Below are 19,688 nucleotides of genomic sequence, written 5' to 3'. Positions count from 1 at the left end.
TACCCCGGCCCCGGGCGTGACCCGAATGGCCAGTCGGGGGCGGACGGAGTTCTCCGCGTCGGTACGGGGGCGTTCCGGGGTGCCCCCGAGGCGGATTACCGGGCGGGGAGCTGGGAACAACGGTTGCAGGCGCGCCACGACCGGGCAGGGGGAGGGGCGGAATGGGCGGCGTGCCCCGTTGCCGCGGGGCTGGGGCCGATTTATCGTCCCAGCACGATTCGCGAGCAAGATCACAATATGTGAAGGGGCCGCGGCCATGGTGGCGAAGAAGACGGCGGAAGAGACCGCGGCCGGGCAGAAGGCCGACGGGAAGCCACCGGCCGGGACCCCGTCCGGGACGGGTGTGACCGGGACGGACGCGCCCACGACGAGGACGGCGGCGAAGAAGGCCGCCGGGAAGACGGCGAAGAAGGCGGCGGCGAAGAAGACCGCCACCGGGAAGGCGCCGGCGAAGAAGGCGGCGAAGAAGACCGCTGCCAGGAAGAGCCCCGCGAAGAAGAGCGCGGCCAAGAAGGCTGCGAAGACGGCCGGACCGACGGCCACGGGGGCGGCTGCGGCCGCCGAGGAGACGGGAGCCCACACGGTGGTAGCCAAGAAGAGCGCGAGTCCCGCGGCCGGTCCGGACGAGGCGGCCGCCGTGCCGCCGGCCCGGGGGGTCGTCGAGGCCGCCGCCCCCGGCGAGCTGGCGGTACGGCCCGGGGAGGACCCCTGGACGCCCGAGGAGGTCACCGAGGCCCGGACGCTGCTGACCGGCGAGATCACCCGGCTCCGCGACGAGCTGGAGACCTCGGGCGCCGCGCTCGCCGGGCTGATGCGGGACTCCGGCGACGGTGCCGGTGACGACGAGGCCGACACCGGCACCAAGAACATCACCCGTGAGCACGAGCTGGCGCTCGCCGCCAACGCCCAGGAGATGCTGGAGCAGACCGAGCGGGCCCTCGCGCGGCTGGAGGCGGGGACGTACGGGCTCTGCGAGGTCTGCGGCAAACCGATCGGCAAGGCGCGGATGCAGGCGTTTCCCCGCGCCACCCTCTGTGTCGAGGACAAGCAGAAGCAGGAGCGGCGCGGCTGACCCGTACAGGTGTGTCGTACCCTCTCCTCAGTCAGGCACCTAGGTTGAGGGACTCACGTGGCAGAGGCGGAGCGCATCATCGGTACGCCGGAAGATCCCGAGACCGAGCGCGCGGACGGCGGCGGCTCCACGGCCGCCGACGCCGCCGCGAACGCGGGTGTGGGCAAGCGCAAGATCCTGGCGCTCGTCGCCGTCGCGATCGTCGCCTATCTGCTGGACCTGGTCTCCAAGCTGATCGTGGTCGCCAAGCTGGAGCACCAGCCGCCGATCGACATCATCGGTGACTGGCTGCAGTTCCGGGCGCTGCGCAACCCTGGGGCCGCGTTCGGGTTCGGCGAGGCGTTCACGGTGATCTTCACGATCATCGCGGCCGGGGTGATCGTGGTGGTCATCCGGCTGGCCCGCAAGCTCTACAGCCTGCCCTGGGCCATCGCCCTGGGACTGCTCCTGGGCGGGGCGCTCGGCAACCTCACCGACCGGATCTTCCGGGCGCCCGGCGTGTTCGAAGGGGCGGTGGTCGACTTCATCGCCCCCAAGCACTTCGCCGTCTTCAACCTCGCGGACTCCGCCATCGTCTGCGGCGGCATCCTCATCGTGATCCTCTCCTTCAAGGGGCTGGACCCCGACGGGACCGTCCACAAGGACTGACCGGGCTGCGCGGGCAGCGCGGCGCGCAAGGCATACTCGACTGGTGAGTACGCACCCCGAGATCCGCACCCTGCCCGTACCGGACGGCCTGGAGGGCGAGCGTGTCGACGCCGCCATCGCCCGTATGTTCGGTTTCTCCCGCACCAAGGCCGCCGAGCTGGCCGCCGCCGGGAAGGTCCAGGTGGACGGTTCGGTGGCCGGCAAGTCCGAGCGCGTGCACGGCGGCGCCTGGCTGGAGGTCGAGATGCCGGGCGCGCCCGCCCCGGTGCAGATCGTCGCCGAGCCCGTCGAGGGCATGGAGATCGTCCACGACGACGACGACATCGTGGTCATCGTGAAGCCGGTCGGCGTCGCGGCCCACCCCAGCCCCGGCTGGACCGGCACCACCGTCATCGGCGGTCTCGCCGCAGCCGGGTACCGGATCTCGACCTCCGGCGCCGCCGAGCGCCAGGGCATCGTGCACCGCCTCGACGTCGGCACCTCCGGCCTGATGGTCGTCGCCAAGTCCGAGCGCGCCTACACCCTGCTGAAGGCCCAGTTCCGCGACCGGGTCGTCGAGAAGAAGTACCACGCGCTCGTCCAGGGCCACCCGGACCCGATGAGCGGCACCATCGACGCCCCCATCGGGCGCCATCCCAACCACGACTACAAGTGGGCCGTCACCGCCGAGGGCAAGCCGTCGGTGACCCACTACGACCTGATCGAGGCCTACCGCGCCGCCAGCCTCCTGGACATCAAGCTGGAGACCGGCCGCACGCACCAGATCCGGGTCCACATGTCCGCCCACCGCCACCCCTGCGTCGGCGACCTGACGTACGGCGCCGACCCGACCCTGGCCAAGCGGCTCGGGCTCACCCGGCAGTGGCTCCACGCGGTCCGCCTGGGCTTCGAGCACCCGGCCGACGGCTCCTGGGTGGAGTTCTCCAGCGACTACCCGGCCGACCTCCGGCACGCCCTCGACACCATTTCCGCGGAGAGCCAGTGACCGCCGCCGCCTCCACCTCGTACACCACCCGCAGGGCCGTCGAGGAGAGCGACCTCGCCGCCTGCTTCCAGGTCCGCAAGGACGTCTTCGTCGGTGAGCAGGACGTGCCCGAGGAGATCGAGTACGACGCCTACGACGCGACCGCCGTGCACGTGCTTGCTGTCGCCCCGGACGGTACCGCGCTCGGCACGGGGCGGCTGCTGCACGGCGAGGTCGCGGCGGCCAAGACCGGCGGCGACCTCACCGCCGGCTCCCTCGGCCGGCTCGCGGTCACCCGGCAGGCGCGCGGCCTCGGGGTCGGCGCCGCCCTTGTACGGGCCATCGAGGAGGAGGCGGCCCGGCTCGGCCTGACCGCCGTCGACCTGCACGCCCAGACCCACGCCCTCGGCTTCTACGAACGCCTCGGCTACGTCGCGTACGGCCCCGAGTTCCCGGACGCGGGCATCCCGCACCGGGCGATGCGCCGGGAGATCGGCGCAGCCTGACCCCGCCCACGGGGGGTCTCGGCCGCCTGGTGCGTGCCGCGTGGCAGGGTGGAGGCCCGCCCGGCCGGTGATCCGGCCGGGCTTCCTGACGGCCGTTCACCCCGGGGGTGTCCTGGAGGACACGGTGAGCGGCCCGGAACCGTACGCTCCGGAAGGCACCTCCCGTGGAACAGATGACCCTGCTGCTCCTGCTGCTGCTCGGAGCCCTGGTCACGGTGCCGCTCGGCGCCCGGCTGGGGCTGCCCGCACCGGTCCTCATGACGCTCGTCGGGGTCGCGATGGCCTTCGCGCCCTTCGTGCCGAACGTCGACATCCCGCCCGAGATCATCCTCCCGGCCCTGCTGCCGCCGCTGCTCTACGCCTCGGTGCAGCGCACCTCCTGGCGCCAGTTCGCCGCCAACAAACGGCCGATCTTCCTGCTCGCCGTAGCCCTGGTCTTCGTCACCACGGCCGCTGTCGCCGCCGTCGCCAACTCGATCGTCCCCGGCCTGCCCATCGCCGCCGCCGTCGCCCTGGGCGCGCTGGTCGCCCCGCCCGACCCGGTCGCCGCCACCGCCGTCGCGGGCTCGGTCGGACTGCCCCGCCGACTGGTGTCGATCCTGGAGGGCGAAGGGCTCTTCAACGACGTCACGGCCATCGTGCTGTACCACGTGGCCATCGCGGCGGCGGTGAGCGGCACCTTCTCGGTGCCCGAGGCGTTCGGGCAGCTGATCCTCTCCGCCGTGGTCGCCATCGCCGTCGGCCTCGCGCTCGGCTGGCTCACCATCAAGCTCATGGGGATGCTCGGCGACGCCACCCTCCAGGTCGGCCTGAGCCTCCTCGTGCCGTTCGTCGCCTACGTCCTGGCGGAGGAGCTGATGGGCTCCGGCGTGCTCGCCGTCCTCACCGTCGCGCTCTACCTCGCCGAGCACACCGCCGACGCCGACGACGTGCTGGGCCGGCTCACCGGACGTACCTTCTGGGAGATCGTCGACACCCTGGTCACCGGTGTGGCCTTCGGGCTGATCGGCCTGGAGCTGCACAACGTCTTCGGCACCTCCGGCGGGCGGGAGTGGCAGATGCTCGGCTGGGGGCTCGTGATCGTCGCGGTCGTCGTCGGCGTCCGGCTGGCCTGGCTGCTCCCCGCCACCTGGCTCGCCAAGCAGCTGCACACCCGGCGGGACGTCAGCGAGGAGATCCCGACCGGCTGGCGGGAGACCGTCGTCATGTGGTGGGCCGGGATGCGCGGGGTGGCCTCCGTCGCGCTGGCGCTCGCCATCCCGCTGGAGACCGACGACGGACAGCCCTTCCCCGGCCGCGACGAGATCATCTTCATCGCCTTCTGCGTGATCATGGCCACCCTCGTCTTCCAGGGGCTCACCCTGCCCTGGCTGGTCCGCAAGCTCCGGGTGCGCGCCGACGCCGCCGCCGAGGAGGCCCTGGAGCGGGATCTCGCCCTGCGCGCCGCCAAGGCCGCCAAGCACCGGCTCAAGGAGATCCAGGAGGTCGAGGAGTTCCCGGACGAGGTCGTGGAGCGGCTCCAGAAGGCCGCGTACGACATCGGCGCCCGGATCAACCCGGAGATCGTCGACGAGGAGCGGCGCGAGGCGTACGCGAAGCGCGCCGAGCGGTTCAAGGCGGTCAGCCGGATCCAGCGCGAGATGATGTCGGCCGCCCGCCACGAGGTGCTCGCCGCCCGCAACGAACCCGGCTCCGACCCGGAGATCGTCGACCGGGTGCTGCGCCAGCTGGACTTCCGCTCGCTGCGCTGAACCCGGGGGCGTACGGCAAGGGGCCGGCCTTCCGCCGTAGCCGCGCCGCTCGCGCCCCCGGGCGCACGGGTCCCTCAGCCGCGCCCCGTCCGCGGTGCCCTGGAATCCTCCACGTCGCGGTCGGGGCCGGTGCCGTTGCGGGAGGGCCGGGGGCCCGCGCCCGTCAGCTCCGCCCACTGCTCGCCCGGCGGCAGCACGCCCGGGGAGGTGGCCACCCGCGGCAGCGCGTACGGGTGGTTGTCCCGCAGCCAGCCCACCAGCTGCTCGCGCACCGCGCACCGCACGGTCCAGATGTCGTTCGCGTCCTTCGCCGTCACCACCGCCCGCACCTGGATCGTCGTCGGGGTGGTGTCGGTGACCGCGAGCGACCAGTCGCGGCCGTCCCACGCGGCGATGTCACCGAGGATGTCCCGCAGCTTCTTGCGCATCGCGGCCACCGGAGCCGCGTGGTCCAGGTGGAAGAAGACCGTGCCGGTCATCTGGACCCCGCCGCGCGACCAGTTCTCGAACGGCTTGCTCGTGAAGTACGAGACCGGCATCGTGATCCGCCGCTCGTCCCACGTCCGTACCGCCAGGAACGTCAGGGTGATCTCCTCGACCGTGCCCCACTCACCGTCCACCACCACGGTGTCGCCGATGCGGACCATGTCCCCGAAGGCGATCTGGAGCCCCGCGAAGAGGTTGCCGAGCGTCGACTGCGCGGCCACACCGGCGACGATGCCGACCACACCGGCCGAGGCCAGCATCGACGTGCCGACCGCACGCATCGGCGGGAGCGTCAGCAGCATCGCGGCGATGGCGACGACCGTCACCACCGCTATCACCACCCGCTGGATCAGCGTCACCTGCGTACGGACCCGGCGCACCCGGGCCGGATCGCGGGTGGCCGTGGCGTACCGCGCGTAGCTGGACTCGACGACCGTCGCGGCCACCCGGACCACCAGCCACGCCGTGGCACCGATCAGCACCAGCGAGAGCGCCTGGCCGATCCCGACCCGGTGCTCCCACACCCAGGCGATGCCGGACTGGCGGTAGCTGCCGCGCAGCAGCGCCGTGATGAGCACCACCTGCAACGGTGGCCGGCAGCGCCGCAGCAGCCCCCAGAGCGGGGTCTCGTGGTGGCGGCTGTCGGCCCGGCGCAGCAGCCGGTCGACCGCCCAGCCGACCAGCAGCGTGATCACCACGGCACCGCCGACGACGATCAGCGGGCGCAGCACGTTCTCCATCGCTTCGATCCTCCAAGCCTTGGGGCACAACTGGCACCATGGGCCTCATGAACATCATGCTCTTCCACTCGACCTACGGGCTCACGCCCGCCGTGCACGCCGCGGCCGCCCGTCTCAGGGACGCCGGCCACGAGGTGCGCGTGCCCGATCTGTTCGAGGGGCACACCTTCGACACGGTGGAGGAGGGCATGGCCTTCAAGGAGGAGGTCGGCAAGGAGGAGCTGCTCAGGCGGGCCGTGCTGGCCGCCGCGCCCTACTCCGACCAGGGGCTCGTCTACGCCGGGTTCTCCCTCGGCGCGGCCACCGCGCAGACCCTGGCCCTCGGGGACGCGAAGGCGCGCGGGCTCCTGCTCTTCCACGGCACCTCGGACATCGCGGAGAACGCGACGGTGGAGGAGCTGCCGGTCCAGCTGCACGTGGCGGACCCGGACCCCTTCGAGTCCCACGACTGGCTCAACAGCTGGTACCTCCAGATGCAGCGCACCGGCGCGGACGTGGAGATCTACCGCTACCCCGGGGCCGGCCACCTCTTCACCGACCCCGACCTCCACGACTACGACCAGGCCGCCGCCGAGCAGACCTGGAAGGTCGCACTCGGCTTCCTGGCCACCCTCTAGAACTCCTCGGCGGACCGGGCGGAGCGCCGGGTCCGGCTACGGGCGCGTACGGCGAACGGGCGGGCGAACAGAGGAAGTTCGCCCGCCCGTCGGGAAGCCGTCGCCGGGAGTCGGCCCGCCGGTCGGGGCCGGGTCGGGTCCGCCGGGGCCGCCCGACTGCCGGCGACCCGGCCGGCTGCCGGGGCCGCCCGGCCGCCTGGGGGAGGCGTCAGCCCTTCAGGGCCTTGTCCACCGCCGCCGTGAAGTCGGTCGCCGTCATCGGGGCGTTGTCGCTGCCCTCGCTGGTGACCTTCTTGCCGTCCATCTTCAGCGTCGGCGTGCCCTGCACCCCGCTCTTGTCGAACGCCCCGGACATCTTCATCGCCCAGGCGTCGTACGTGCCGTCCTCGACGTCCTTCTGGAAGGCCTTGTTGCCCTTCAGCGCGTCCACCGAGTCCGCGACCTCGATCAGGTAGCTGTCCTTGGCGAACTTGTCCTCGCGCTCCTCCGGGTGGAACTTCGCCGAGTACAGCGCGGCCTTGTACTCCATGAACGCCTCGGGGCTCACGTCCAGCGCGGCGCCGAGCGCGCTCAGGGCGTTTTTGGAGCCCTCACCGTTGTCGGTGTTGTCGATGAAGGTCGCGCCGACGTACTTGACCTTGTACTTGCCCGCCTCGACGTCCTTCGAGATCGTCTCGCCGACGCCCTGCTCGAACGTGGCGCAGACCGGGCAGCGGGAGTCCTCGTACAGCTCCAGGGTCTTCTTGGCGTCGGACTTGCCGATCACCACCTCGGTGCCGTTCTCGCCGGAGGTGTTCTTCGGCGCGCTGACGTTCTTCGCGTCGGCGGCGGCCTCCCAGGCGGACGGCTTGTTCAGCTGCATCACGCCGTAGCTGATGCCGCCGACGACGGCGATGGCCGCGACCACCGAGACGGCCACGACGAGCTGCTTGCGCGTCTTGTCCTTCTTGGCCTGGGCCTCGCGCTCGGCGCGCAGCCGCTCACGGGCCGCTGCCTTGTTCGCCTGGGTGTTGCGCTTGCTCATGATGATGTCTCCATGCGGTGCGTGGGGAGTGGAAGGGTGCTGCCCGGCGTCGGCCGTCCCGCCCTCAGGCGGCGGCGTACGCGGTGGGCGGCGGGCCCCTCCGCCCCACGGAGTGCACGAGGAAGCGGGCCGGGGAGAGCGCGTGCGCGCGCCCGGTCGCCCGGGGGAGCCCGAGGGTGGTCGTGACCGCCCCGCGCACCACGGCGACCGCGGTGAGCAGCGGGCGGAACGCCACCAGGGCCGCCGTGCGCAGCAGCCCCGCCAGCGCCGCCTCGCCGCGCCGCAGCCAGGCGGCGGCGAGCAGCCCGACGGCCACATGGGCGGCGAGCAGCAGCCACGGCACGGCGGGTCCGGGCTGCGCCAGCAGGGCGGCGGCCCGGTCGCCCGCACCGGTCACCCCGGCGAGCGGGGTGCCCACCGCGCCGACGCCCGCGAGCCCGGCCCCGGTCGCCCCGACCTCGCCGCCCCCGCAGAGCACGTCGAAGCCCACCGAGCGCAGCGGGCCCGCGATGGGCCCGCCGGCCGCCCCGTAGCAGAGGTGCTGGCCGGCGGTGAAGAACGTGTCGGCCGCCAGCTCCAGCGGGACGAGCAGCCCCGCGATGGCCCCGAAGCCGCGCTCCCGTCCGGCCAGCGCGTACGCCAGGGCGAAGACGGCGACCCCGAGCAGCCCGACCGCGACCAGCGGCAGCGGGACCCCGGAGAGCAGCACATGGGACGCCGTGGACAGGGTGACGACGAGCGCGGCGAAAAGCGCCGCGCGCGCCACCCTGAACTGCGTCCCTGAAATCTCCATCGCCGGAAAGTGTGTCATGTGGTGAGGTAAGCGGGTCTTAAAAGGCGCTGAGAGTCACATCCCGGGGATGATCACACCACCGGGACGCGACGGCCCCCGGACGTCACAGCCCCGGGATCCGGCCGTTGCGGAAGAGGTCCACGAAGATCTGGTGGTCCGCGCGGGCCCGCGCCCCGTAGCTGTGGGCGAAATCGACCAGCAGCTCCCCGAACCCCTCCTCGTCCGCCGCGATGGCCGCGTCGATCGCCCGCTCGGTGGAGAACGGCACCAGCGAGTGGCCGCTCTCGTCGTCCGCCGCCGCGTGCATCGTGGCCGTGGCCCGGCCCAGGTCCGCCACGACCGCCGCGATCTCCTCCACCTCGTCGATCTCGGACCAGTCCAGATCGACCGCGTACGGCGAGACCTCCGCGACCAGCTGGCCCGCGCCGTCCAGCTCGGTCCAGCCCAGCCACGGGTCCGCGTGGGCCTGGAGCGCGCGCTGCGAGATCACCGTGCGGTGCCCCTCGTGCTGGAAGTAGTCCCGCACGGCGGCGTCCGTGACGTGCCGGGAGACCGCCGGGGTCTGCGCCTGCTTGAGGTAGATCACCACGTCGTTCTCCAGGGCGTCGCTGTTGCCCTCCAGGAGGATGTTGTACGAGGGCAGCCCGGCCGATCCGATGCCGATGCCCCGCCGGCCCACCACGTCCTTGACCCGGTAGGAGTCGGGGCGGGCCAGGCTCGCCTCCGGCAGCGTCTCCAGATAGCCGTCGAAGGCGGCCAGCACCTTGTAGCGCGTCGCGGCGTCCAGGTCGATCGCGCCGCCGCCGTCCGCGAACCGGCGTTCGAAGTCCCGGATCACCGTCATCGAGTCCAGCAGCGAGAACCGGGTCAGCGAGCGGGCGGCCCGCAGCGCGTCCAGCAGCGGGCCCTGGGCCGTGTCCAGGGTGAAGGGCGGCACCTCGTCGTTCTTCGCGCCCGTCGCCAGCGCGTGGATCCGCTCCCGGTAGGCCGCGGCGAAGACCCGGACCAGGTCGGTGATCTGCTCGTCGCTCAGCGCCTTGGCGTACCCGATCAGCGCCAGGGAGGCGGCGAACCGCTTCAGGTCCCAGGTGAAGGGGCCCACGTACGCCTCGTCGAAATCGTTGACGTTGAAGACGAGGCGGCCGTTGGCGTCCATGTAGGTGCCGAAGTTCTCCGCGTGGAGATCGCCGTGGATCCAGACCCGGCCCGTGCGCTCGTCCAGATACGGGCCGCCGCGCTGCTCGCGCTCCAGGTCGGTGTAGAAGAGGCAGGCCGAGCCCCGGTAGAAGGCGAAGGCCGAGCCCGCCATCCTGCGGAACTTGACCCGGAAGGCGGCCGGATCGGCGGCCAGCAGCTCCCCGAAGGCGGTGTCGAGAACGGCGAGAATCTGCTCCCCGCGCTGCGCTGCGCCGGTCTGCGTTTCCGACATCGCTTGCTGCCTCCTGCTGTTGTTGGCGTGGCTGCCCGGGAACCCGGTCCGCCTGACTGAGGGCATGACAAAAGGGACACCCGTCCTGCCCTCTCCAACGCTCGGGGAGAGCCGGGAGTGCCCGCCGTCGCGCGTGAGGAGTGCCCGTCGTCCGAGTCCGTCACGTCGTAGACTTCCACGCTGTCCCCCCGTCCGTCATCGCCCGACTTCCCGGAGGCCCGACGCCGTGACCAAGCCGCCCTTCACGCACCTGCACGTGCACACCCAGTACTCGCTGCTGGACGGTGCGGCGCGGCTCAAGGACATGTTCGAGGCGGCCAACGAGATGGGCATGACGCACATCGCGATGACCGACCACGGCAACCTGCACGGGGCCTACGACTTCTTCCACTCGGCCAAGAAGGCGGACGTCACACCGATCATCGGCATCGAGGCGTACGTCGCCCCCGAGTCGCGCAAGCACAAGCGCAAGGTGCAGTGGGGACAGCCGCACCAGAAGCGCGACGACGTGTCCGGTTCCGGTGGTTACACCCACAAGACGATCTGGGCGGCGAACAAGACCGGGCTGCACAACCTCTTCCGGCTCTCCTCGGACGCGTACGCCGAGGGCTGGCTCCAGAAGTGGCCCCGCATGGACAAGGAGACCATCTCCCAGTGGTCCGAGGGGCTCATCGCCTCCACCGGCTGCCCCTCGGGCGAGGTCCAGACCCGGCTGCGGCTCGGCCAGTTCGACGAGGCGGTCCAGGCGGCCTCCGACTACAAGGACATCTTCGGCGAGGGCCGGTACTTCCTGGAGCTGATGGACCACGGCATCGAGATCGAGCGCCGGGTCCGCGACGGGCTGCTGGAGATCGGCAAGAAGCTCGGCATCCCGCCGCTGGTCACCAACGACTCCCACTACACGTACGCCCACGAGGCCACTGCCCACGACGCCCTGCTCTGCATCCAGACCGGCAAGAACCTCTCCGACCCGGACCGCTTCCGCTTCGACGGCACCGGCTACTACCTGAAGACGACGGACGAGATGTACGCCGTCGACTCCTCCGACGCCTGGCAGCAGGGGTGCGCCAACACCCTCCTGGTCGCCCAGCAGATCGACACCACCGGCATGTTCGAGGCGAAGAACCTCATGCCGAAGTTCGAGATCCCGGACGGCTTCACGGAGATCACCTGGTTCCAGGAGGAGGTCCGGACCGGCATGGCCCGCCGTTTCCCGAACGGCGTCCCCGACGACCGGCAGAAGCAGGTCGAGTACGAGATGGACATCATCATCCAGATGGGGTTCCCGGGGTACTTCCTGGTCGTCGCCGACTTCATCATGTGGGCCAAGAACAACGGCATCGCGGTGGGCCCCGGCCGTGGCTCGGCGGCCGGCTCGATCGTGGCGTACGCGATGGGCATCACCGACCTCGACCCGATCGAGCACGGGCTGATCTTCGAGCGGTTCCTCAACCCCGAGCGCGTCTCCATGCCCGATGTCGACATCGACTTCGACGAGCGCCGGCGCGTCGAGGTGATCCGGTACGTGACCGAGAAGTACGGCGCCGACAAGGTCGCCATGATCGGCACCTACGGCAAGATCAAGGCGAAGAACGCCATCAAGGACTCGGCCCGCGTGCTGGGCTACCCGTACGCCATGGGCGACCGCCTCACCAAGGCGATGCCCGCCGACGTCCTCGGCAAGGGCATCGACCTCGACGGCATCACCAACCCCAAGCACCCGCGCTACAGCGAGGCGGGCGAGATCCGGGGGATGTACGAGAACGAGCCGGACGTCAAGAAGGTCATCGACACCGCCAGGGGCGTCGAGGGCCTGGTCCGGCAGATGGGCGTGCACGCCGCTGGCGTCATCATGTCCAGCGAACCGATCGTCGACCACGCCCCGGTCTGGGTCCGGCACACCGACGGCGTCACCATCACGCAGTGGGACTACCCGCAGTGCGAGTCGCTCGGCCTGCTGAAGATGGACTTCCTCGGTCTGCGCAACCTGACGATCATGGACGACGCCATCAAGATGGTGAAGTCCAACAAGGGCATCGACCTGGAGATGCTCTCCCTCCCGCTCGACGACCCCAAGACGTACGAACTGCTCTGCCGCGGTGACACGCTGGGCGTCTTCCAGTTCGACGGCGGGCCGATGCGCTCCCTGCTCCGCCAGATGCAGCCCGACAACTTCGAGGACATCTCCGCCGTCTCGGCCCTCTACCGGCCGGGCCCGATGGGCATGAACTCGCACACGAACTACGCGGAGCGCAAGAACGGCCGCCAGGAGATCACCCCGATCCACCCGGAGCTGGAGGAGCCCCTCAAGGAGGTCCTCGGCCTCACCTACGGCCTGATCGTCTACCAGGAGCAGGTCCAGAAGGCCGCCCAGATCGTCGCCGGGTACTCGCTCGGCGAGGCCGACATCCTCCGCCGCGTGATGGGCAAGAAGAAGCCCGAGGAGCTGGCGAAGAACTTCGTCCTCTTCGAGAAGGGCGCCCGCGAGAAGGGCTTCTCCGACGAGGCGATCAAGGCGCTCTGGGACGTCCTGGTGCCGTTCGCCGGGTACGCGTTCAACAAGGCGCACTCCTCGGCGTACGGCCTGGTCACCTACTGGACCGCCTACCTCAAGGCGAACTACCCCGCCGAGTACATGGCCGCCCTGCTGACCTCGGTCAAGGACGACAAGGACAAGTCCGCGGTCTACCTCAACGAGTGCCGCCGCATGCGCATCAAGGTGCTCCCGCCGAACGTCAACGAGTCGCTGTCCAACTTCGCCGCCCAGGGCGACGACGTGATCCTCTTCGGCCTGACCGCCGTCCGCAACGTCGGCCAGAACGTCGTGGACTCGGTCATCCGCTGCCGCAAGGCCAAGGGCAAGTACAGCTCCTTCCCCGACTTCCTGGACAAGGTCGAGGCGATCGTCTGCAACAAGCGGACCGTCGAATCGCTGATCAAGGCCGGCGCCTTCGACGAGATGGGCCACACCCGCAAGGGGCTGGTCGCCCACCACGAGCAGATGATCGACAACGTGGTGCAGGTCAAGCGCAAGGAGGCCGAGGGGCAGTTCGACCTCTTCGGCGGCGGCGAGGAGGAGAGCGGCGAGCCGGGCTTCGGCCTGGACGTGGAGTTCTCCGACATCGAGTGGGAGAAGGCCTACCTGCTCGCCCAGGAGCGGGAGATGCTCGGCCTGTACGTCTCCGACCACCCGCTCTTCGGTCTGGAGCACGTCCTCTCCGACAAGGCCGACGCCTCGATCTCCCAGCTCACCGGCGGCGACTACTCCGACGGCTCCGTCGTCACCGTCGGCGGCATCATCTCCGGCCTCCAGCGCAAGATGACCAAGCAGGGCAACGCCTGGGCCATCGCCACCGTGGAGGACCTGGCGGGCTCCATCGAGTGCATGTTCTTCCCCGCCACCTACCAGCTGGTCTCCACCCAGCTCGTCGAGGACACCGTCGTCTTCGTCAAGGGACGGCTCGACAAGCGCGAGGACGTGCCCCGGCTGGTCGCCATGGAGATGCAGGTCCCCGACATCTCCAACGCCGGGACCAACGCACCCGTGGTCCTCACCATCCCCACGGTGAAGATCACCCCGCCCATGGTCACCCGGCTCGGCGAGGTGCTCAGCCACCACCGGGGCGACACCGAGGTGCGCATCAGGCTCCAGGGCCCCCGCAAGACCACCGTGCTCCGGCTCGACCGCCACCGGGTCAAGCCCGACCCGGCCCTCTTCGGCGACCTGAAGGTGCTGCTCGGCCCGTCCTGCCTGGCCGGCTGAGCCAGCTCCGCCACCCGACGACGAGAGGGGCGTCCCGCACCGGCGGGACGCCCCTCTCGCATCACGACCGCGAGCGGCCGACGCATCAGTGGCGCGCGTCGTCCATGCGCGTCATATGCGCACTTCAGTTGTGACCGAAGCGCCGCTGGTGCTTGCGCGCCACGTCGGACGGGCTGCCCTGGGCCTGCGTCTGCGGCTGGGTCTGCGACTCGTACGCCGTCGACTTCGCCTGCTCGGCACCACGCTCCGAGGCGGACGCGCGATCGTGCTGGCTGCCCTGCTTGCGGTTCTTGTTCTTGGCCATGGTGAATGCCTCCTGTGGGGAATCCTGGGGGGCCAGGACCGTTGTCAGACTCACATGGCCACACAAACCGTGCATGTTGGATCATTACCGTGCGTAGCGGTATCCGCGGCGGGCCCCTTCCCGCCGCCCGCCACGAGGCCTTTTCCAGCTCTTTCCCGATTCGCCACGCCGATGATCCAGTTCCGGCCGTCAACCCCTGCGCGGTCGGGCAGACTCGAAGGAAACCCTGGGTAAGCGGACCCGGTCATCGAGGGGCGGGTGCCGCTGAACCGTTCCCGAACCCCTGGAAGAGGGTGGAACGCGTGGACCGTTGCGTCGTCCTGGTGGACGCCGGCTACTTGCTGGGCGCAGCCGCGAGTCTGCTGGCCGGGGAGCCCGCGCGGTCCCGCATCACCGTCGACCACGCGGCCCTGATCCTCGGGCTGCGCGAGCGCGCCGAGGCCGACACCCAGCAGCCGCTGCTGCGGATCTACTGGTTCGACGGCGCCCCCGACCGGGTGCCCCAGCCGGAGCACCGCAGGCTCCGGGTGATGCCCCGGGTGACCGTACGGCTGGGAGCCCTGACCCGCAGCGACGGACGCTGGGCGCAGAAGGGCGTGGACGCCGCCATGCACGCCGAGCTGACCGAGCTGGCCAGGAACCGGGCCTGCTCCGACGTGGTCCTGGTGACCGGGGACGGCGATCTGCTGCCCGGCCTCATGTCCGCCAAGGAGCACGGCGTCGCCGTCCACCTCTGGGCCGTCCAGGCCGCCGACGGCGACTACAACCAGTCCGAGGACCTGGTGGCCGAGGCCGACGAGCGGCGGGTCCTCGACCGGGCCTGGATCACCAAGGCCGTCCGCGCCAAGGACACCGGCCCCAGCTGCGCCCCGCCGCCCGCCCCCCGCCCCGAGATCGCCGCCATCCTCTCCGCGCCGCTGCCCGAGGCCGCCCTCGCCGCCTCCGCCGAGCGGGCCTCGGAGGCCGCCCAGGCCGCCGCCGCCCGCACCGGACCGGCCGAGCCCGCCGAGCCCGGCCCGGCCCCGGCCCCGCCCGCCCCCGGCCACAAGGCCGTCCCCACCCCCAAGGACCTGGCCGCGCTCCGCGCCCACAACGCCCACCCCGACCGGCCGGCCCAGCCCGCCAACGCCACCCTGCGGTGGTCCTCCGACAAGGGGTGGGTCGAGCGCGGCGGCCCCCTCGGCGAGCCCGCCGAGACCGCGTCCCTGCCCACCCTCGCCCAGCTGACCAGCGCCGAGCAGCGCTGGGCGGACCGGGAGGAGGACATCACCACCGTCGGCGGCGACCCCTTCGAGGTGGGCCAGGTCTTCGCCCGCCGCTGGATGGAGCGTCTCCCGGAGACCGTCCACCTCCAGAAGCTGTCCACCATGTACCCGCGCATCCCGCACCGCATCGACGGCGAACTCCTGCGGTACGCGGCCCGCTTCGGGCTCCTCGCCCACAAGGACGACCAGATCGACGAGCACGACCGCTACGCGATCCGGGCGGGGTTCTGGCGCGAGATCGACGTGCGCGCGGCGGCGGAGCACGTTCCGGCGGGGGAGTAGCCGGGCGGCGCCCCGCACCCGGACGCCCGTGTGCGGGACCGGTGGCGGGCGCGCACGGAAGCCGGGGGCAGGCCCGTACGCAGGTCGCGGGCGGGCGCGTCCGGAGGCCCGGGGCAGGTGGGCGCGGGGGCCGCGAGCGTGCGGGTGCGCGGGCCGCGCGACGCGTGGGGCCCCGGACGCGTACCGGGGCATGTGACCCCGTACCCTCGTACCTCGTGAGTACGGGCACAGCACAGGCGCAGAGCGACACCGGCACCGTGTGCGCGGTGCGTGACCTCGTCAAGACCTATCCCGCCGCCCGGGGCCGCCGTGGCACCCCCGCCACCCCCGAGGTGCGGGCCACCGACGGGATCAGCCTCGACGTCGAGCGCGGCGAGATCTTCGGGCTGCTCGGCCCCAACGGCGCCGGCAAGTCCACCCTGGTCCGCCAGCTCACCGGGCTGATGCGCCCCGACTCCGGCTCCGTCGAGGTCCTCGGCCACGACCTCGTACGCCACCCCGAGCGGGCTTCCCGGCTGATCGGCTATCTGGGGCAGGAGTCCACCGCCCTGGACGAGCTGACGGTCTCCCTGGCCGCCGAGACCACCGGACGGCTGCGCGGGCTCCAGGTCCGCGAGGCGCGTGCCGAACGCGACGCCGTCCTGGACGAACTCGGCCTCACCGAGCTGGCCGGGCGGCCGCTGAAGAAGCTCTCCGGCGGTCAGCGCCGGCTCGCCTGCTTCGCCGCCACGCTCGTCGGGGACCGGCCGGTGCTGGTCCTGGACGAGCCCACGACCGGGATGGACCCGGTGGCCCGGCGGGCCGTCTGGGCCGCCGTCGACCGCCGCCGGGCCGAGCGCGGCGCCACCGTCCTGCTGGTCACCCATAACGTCATCGAGGCCGAGACCGTCCTCGACCGGGTCGCCGTCCTGGAGCGCGGCCGGGTCATCGCCTGCGACACCCCCTCCGGGCTCAAGGAGAAGGTGGCGGGCGAGGTCCGCGTCGAGCTGATGTGGCGCGAGCGGGCCCCGCTGGAGGTCCCGGAGGTCGCCGCGCTGCGCCCGCTCGCCCAGGAGTCCGGGCGGCGCTGGGTGCTGCGGCTCGGCCCCGACGAGGCCCGGGCCGCGGTCGCCGCGGTGACGGGCGGCGCGGCCTTCGCCGCGCTCGACGATTTCACCCTGGCCACACCCAGCCTGGAAGATGTGTACCTGGCGCTCGGGGGAGACGCGGCCAATGCGACCAAGGGGCTGGTGAAGGCGTGAGGATCCATGGACGCGGGGCGCGGGCGCTGAACGCCGCGCGGGCGCCGTACGTACGCGATGTGCGGGACGACGTACCGGACGGGCCGTACGCGCGGGACGTCCAGGACGTGTACGTACGGGACGTGGTGGGCGCGGCGCATGTACTGGACGGGTGTAAGGGGAGCGGCCTCAGGTGACCAGCATCATTCCGGCCCGGACCGCACCGTCGCGCGTCCGCCCGCAGCCCCGCCCCTCCGGCCCCGGCTCCGCCCCGCGGACCGTGCCCGCCCCGCTCGCCCCCCGGGCCCGGCTGCTGCCCTCGCTGGCCGCCGTCTACCGGGCCCAGCTCTCCCGGGCGCGGGTCGCCCGGATCCCGCTGCTCTTCGTGGCGACCTTCCAGTCCGTCGGGATCATGGTCCTGATGCGCGGGGTCGTGGACGGCGGGGCCGAGGCGCGTGCGGTGGTCGCCGGCTCCAGCGTGCTGGTGGTGGCGTTCGTCGCGCTCAACCTGCTCGCCCAGTACTTCGGCCAGCTCCGCGCGGGCGGCGGGCTCGACCACTACGCCACGCTGCCGGTGCCGCCGGCCGCGGTGGTGCTGGGGGCGGCCGCCGCGTACGCCTCGTTCACCGTGCCCGGCACGGTCTTCACGGCGATCACCGGCAGTGTGCTCTTCCAGCTGCCGATGACCCATCTCTGGGTCCTGGTCGCCGTCATCCCGCTCTCCGGCGCCGCGCTGGCCGGTCTGGGCGCGGCCCTCGGGCTGCTGGCCCCGCGCCCCGAGCTGGCGACCCTGCTGGGGCAGCTGGGGATGTCCGCCGCCCTGCTCCTCGGAGTGCTGCCGGCCGACCGGCTGCCGGGGCCGGTGGGCTGGGCGCGCGACCTGCTGCCCTCCACGTACGGCGTCGAGGCGCTGGCCCGCTCCTTCGACGCGGCTCCGGACTGGGGGCTGATCGGCTTCTTCCTCGCGATCTGCGCGGCGGTGGGGGTGCTGTCGCTGGCGGTGGCCACCTGGGCGTACCGGCGGGCGGCCGTCCGGTAGGGCGGCGGGCGCGGGTGCGTGTGAGGGTGCTCCGAGGGGGTGTTCTGCCGGTCAGGCCGGACCAGGGTGCGGTGCCGGACCCCGCGAGCCCGGCGTGACCGGCAAGACACCCCCTAGGGCGCGCTGTACGTCGGTGGCCCGCCGTGCACCCGCCCGCGGCATCCGGTGAGGCGCCGCACAGGGTGGCCTGGCACGATGGCACGGTGACCGCACCTCTGACGCCGCCTCACCAGCCGAACCCCCACGATCCGTGGCAGGCCCCGCCCTCGGGCTCCCATCTCGCGACCGTGCCCGCGTCCGGTTCGCCCGACGACCCGGACACGGCGACGGAGCTGCGTCAGGCCGCCGTGGTCGTCGCGCTGGTGGCGCTCGCCGGGATCGCGCTCGGGCTGCTGTGGCTCTGGATCGCGCCCCGGGTCCCGCTGGTCTCCGACGGCAGCGCCGTCTTCCTGGAGAACAGCGAGGGCGAGGAGGCGATCGGGGCCGACGGAACGTTCGTGCTGCTGGCGGCCGGGTTCGGCGCGCTCTCGGCGGCGGCCGTCTTCTGGCGGCTGCGGCGCGGGGGCGTCCTCGTGGTGGTGGGTCTCGCTCTGGGCGGGGTGCTCGGGTCGCTGCTGGCCTGGCGGGTGGGGGTCTGGCTGGGTCCGTCCTCCGACGTGGTGGCCCGGGCCCGGGAGGCCGGCGAGGGGGTCGTGTTCGACGCTCCGCTGGAGCTGCACGCGGTGGTGGTGGCGGTGCTGGTGTGGCCGTTCGTGGCGCTGGGCCTGCATCTGCTGCTGACGGCGGCGTTCGGGCCGCGGGAGCCGGAGCCGGAGTGGGCGGGGCCGGGGTGGTCGTCGTACTACGGGGGGCCGGGGGAGGACCCCGGGGCCCCGAAGCCGGCTGCCGGGCCGTGGACCGAGCCCGGTCCTGGCCCCGGACCCGGTTCCGGGCCTGCGCCGGGGACGCCGGGGGGCTCGGGGGCGTCGTAGCGGTGCGGGTGGGGCGCCTGCGGCGGGCTGTTTCCCCTACCCGCCCCTTCCCGGAACCGGGGCGCTGCCCCGGGCCCCGCTCTGCCCTCAAACGCCGGGCGGGCTGGATTTTCGGGGTGCCGCCCCGGGCCCCGTTCTGCCCTCAAACGTCGGCTGGATTTTCGGGGCGCTGCCCCGGACCCCGCTCCTCAAGCGCCGGAGGGGCTGAAAGGCGCCCTCAATCGCCGGGCGGGCTGGAAAATCCAGCCCCTCCGGCGATTGAGGAACGGGGGATCGGGGGCGGCGCCCCCGGGTGGCCCTGGGCTATGCCGTCCGCCCGATCTCCGCGAACACCGCCCCCGTCAGTCCCGCCAGGTCCTCCGCCGACAGCTCCACCTCCAGCCCCCGGCGCCCCGCCGAGACGCAGATCGTGGCGTGGGCGCGGGCGGAGGCGTCCAGGACCGTGCGGAGGCGTTTGCGCTGGCCCAGGGGGGAGATGCCGCCGCGGACGTAGCCCGTGGTGCGTTCCGCCGCCGCCGGGTCCGCCATCGTGGCGCGTTTGCCGCCGACCGCTGCGGCCAGGGCCTTGAGGTCCAGGGAGCCGGCCACGGGGACGACCGCGACCGTCAGTTCGCCGTCGACGTCGGCGACCAGGGTCTTGAAGACCCGGTCGGGGGAGACGCCCAGGGCCTCGGCGGCCTCCTCGCCGTAGGAGGGGGAGGACGGGTCGTGGTCGTAGGCGTGGACCGTGAAGGCGGTGCCCGCCGCGGTCAGGGCGACCGTGGCGGGGGTGCCGCCCGACTGTTTCTTCGGCTTCTTCGCCACCGGGAGGGGT

The 19,688-nt window shown here is 72.3% G+C and carries 18 protein-coding genes; 12 read left to right on the top strand and 6 right to left on the bottom strand.

Annotated features, from left to right (window positions below):
- Positions 1-256 precede the first annotated feature (256 nt).
- The 5 genes from ACQ9ZG_RS07150 to ACQ9ZG_RS07130 all read left to right on the top strand — a co-directional run bounded on the left by ACQ9ZG_RS07150 (position 257) and on the right by ACQ9ZG_RS07130 (position 4,941).
- On the top strand, positions 257-1,072 hold the full coding sequence (locus ACQ9ZG_RS07150) for a TraR/DksA family transcriptional regulator (protein WP_028415628.1): 816 nt from the start codon (positions 257-259) through the stop codon (positions 1,070-1,072).
- Between the two features lie 57 nt (positions 1,073-1,129).
- Complete coding sequence (gene lspA, locus ACQ9ZG_RS07145; protein WP_109917675.1) at positions 1,130-1,720, top strand: signal peptidase II; 591 nt, start codon at positions 1,130-1,132, stop codon at positions 1,718-1,720.
- 43 nt (positions 1,721-1,763) lie between these two features.
- The gene (locus tag ACQ9ZG_RS07140) at positions 1,764-2,705 is read left to right on the top strand and encodes an RluA family pseudouridine synthase (RefSeq protein WP_018486620.1); all 942 of its coding nucleotides are present in this window, start codon (positions 1,764-1,766) and stop codon (positions 2,703-2,705) included.
- Positions 2,702-3,190 carry a GNAT family N-acetyltransferase gene (locus ACQ9ZG_RS07135; RefSeq protein ID WP_499280133.1) on the top strand — a complete coding sequence of 163 codons (489 nt, stop codon included), beginning with the start codon at positions 2,702-2,704 and terminating at the stop codon, positions 3,188-3,190. Before ACQ9ZG_RS07140 ends, ACQ9ZG_RS07135 begins: the two co-directional genes overlap by 4 nt.
- Before the next feature lie 164 nt (positions 3,191-3,354).
- Entirely contained in the window at positions 3,355-4,941 is a 1,587-nt protein-coding gene (locus ACQ9ZG_RS07130; protein ID WP_018486618.1) for a Na+/H+ antiporter, read from the top strand.
- Positions 4,942-5,015: 74 nt separating this feature from the next.
- Here the strand turns inward: ACQ9ZG_RS07130 and ACQ9ZG_RS07125 are convergent, their stop codons facing one another.
- The gene (locus tag ACQ9ZG_RS07125; RefSeq protein WP_028415631.1) at positions 5,016-6,167 is read right to left on the bottom strand and encodes a mechanosensitive ion channel family protein; all 1,152 of its coding nucleotides are present in this window, start codon (positions 6,165-6,167) and stop codon (positions 5,016-5,018) included.
- 38 nt (positions 6,168-6,205) lie between these two features.
- Between ACQ9ZG_RS07125 and ACQ9ZG_RS07120 the strand changes: the two genes are divergently transcribed.
- Positions 6,206-6,784: a dienelactone hydrolase family protein gene (locus ACQ9ZG_RS07120; protein ID WP_028415632.1), complete on the top strand. Its 579-nt coding sequence runs from the start codon at positions 6,206-6,208 to the stop codon at positions 6,782-6,784.
- A 208-nt stretch (positions 6,785-6,992) separates the two neighbouring features.
- Here the strand turns inward: ACQ9ZG_RS07120 and ACQ9ZG_RS07115 are convergent, their stop codons facing one another.
- The 3 genes from ACQ9ZG_RS07115 to ACQ9ZG_RS07105 all read right to left on the bottom strand — a co-directional run bounded on the left by ACQ9ZG_RS07115 (position 6,993) and on the right by ACQ9ZG_RS07105 (position 10,030).
- Positions 6,993-7,808 carry a DsbA family protein gene (locus ACQ9ZG_RS07115; protein WP_018486615.1) on the bottom strand — a complete coding sequence of 272 codons (816 nt, stop codon included), beginning with the start codon at positions 7,806-7,808 and terminating at the stop codon, positions 6,993-6,995.
- 64 nt (positions 7,809-7,872) lie between these two features.
- Positions 7,873-8,601 carry a hypothetical protein gene (locus ACQ9ZG_RS07110; RefSeq protein ID WP_499280131.1) on the bottom strand — a complete coding sequence of 243 codons (729 nt, stop codon included), beginning with the start codon at positions 8,599-8,601 and terminating at the stop codon, positions 7,873-7,875.
- Between the two features lie 103 nt (positions 8,602-8,704).
- On the bottom strand, positions 8,705-10,030 hold the full coding sequence (locus ACQ9ZG_RS07105; protein ID WP_109915543.1) for a DUF2252 domain-containing protein: 1,326 nt from the start codon (positions 10,028-10,030) through the stop codon (positions 8,705-8,707).
- Between the two features lie 226 nt (positions 10,031-10,256).
- Between ACQ9ZG_RS07105 and dnaE the strand changes: the two genes are divergently transcribed.
- On the top strand, positions 10,257-13,793 hold the full coding sequence (dnaE, locus tag ACQ9ZG_RS07100) for a DNA polymerase III subunit alpha (protein ID WP_109915544.1): 3,537 nt from the start codon (positions 10,257-10,259) through the stop codon (positions 13,791-13,793).
- A 124-nt stretch (positions 13,794-13,917) separates the two neighbouring features.
- Here the strand turns inward: dnaE and ACQ9ZG_RS07095 are convergent, their stop codons facing one another.
- On the bottom strand, positions 13,918-14,097 hold the full coding sequence (locus ACQ9ZG_RS07095) for a hypothetical protein (protein ID WP_018486611.1): 180 nt from the start codon (positions 14,095-14,097) through the stop codon (positions 13,918-13,920).
- Positions 14,098-14,399: 302 nt separating this feature from the next.
- On the opposite strand from ACQ9ZG_RS07095, the gene ACQ9ZG_RS07090 reads away from it, so the two are divergent.
- From ACQ9ZG_RS07090 to ACQ9ZG_RS07070, 5 genes are all read left to right on the top strand, one after another.
- The gene (locus ACQ9ZG_RS07090; protein WP_415739384.1) at positions 14,400-15,644 is read left to right on the top strand and encodes an NYN domain-containing protein; all 1,245 of its coding nucleotides are present in this window, start codon (positions 14,400-14,402) and stop codon (positions 15,642-15,644) included.
- Positions 15,645-15,901: 257 nt separating this feature from the next.
- Entirely contained in the window at positions 15,902-16,885 is a 984-nt protein-coding gene (locus tag ACQ9ZG_RS07085; protein WP_499281580.1) for an ABC transporter ATP-binding protein, read from the top strand.
- Positions 16,882-17,061 (top strand): hypothetical protein, encoded by a 180-nt coding sequence (locus ACQ9ZG_RS07080; RefSeq protein ID WP_499280129.1) that lies wholly within the window; start codon positions 16,882-16,884, stop codon positions 17,059-17,061. The genes ACQ9ZG_RS07085 and ACQ9ZG_RS07080 overlap by 4 nt, the downstream gene beginning before the upstream one ends.
- Entirely contained in the window at positions 17,058-17,903 is an 846-nt protein-coding gene (locus tag ACQ9ZG_RS07075; protein ID WP_028415639.1) for an ABC transporter permease, read from the top strand. Before ACQ9ZG_RS07080 ends, ACQ9ZG_RS07075 begins: the two co-directional genes overlap by 4 nt.
- A gap of 182 nt (positions 17,904-18,085) precedes the next feature.
- On the top strand, positions 18,086-18,874 hold the full coding sequence (locus tag ACQ9ZG_RS07070) for an ABC transporter permease (protein ID WP_499280128.1): 789 nt from the start codon (positions 18,086-18,088) through the stop codon (positions 18,872-18,874).
- 303 nt (positions 18,875-19,177) lie between these two features.
- Here ACQ9ZG_RS07070 and ybaK read toward each other — a convergent pair whose 3' ends face one another.
- Positions 19,178-19,678, bottom strand: coding sequence for a Cys-tRNA(Pro) deacylase (gene ybaK / locus ACQ9ZG_RS07065; RefSeq protein ID WP_084996072.1), 501 nt, complete (start codon positions 19,676-19,678; stop codon positions 19,178-19,180).
- Between the last annotated feature and the right edge of the window lie 10 nt (positions 19,679-19,688).

Origin of the sequence: Streptomyces araujoniae, assembly GCF_050871195.1 — a bacterium.
Taxonomy (GTDB): Bacteria; Actinomycetota; Actinomycetes; order Streptomycetales; family Streptomycetaceae; genus Streptomyces; species Streptomyces bacillaris.
This window is presented reverse-complemented; position numbering and strand designations above follow the sequence as displayed.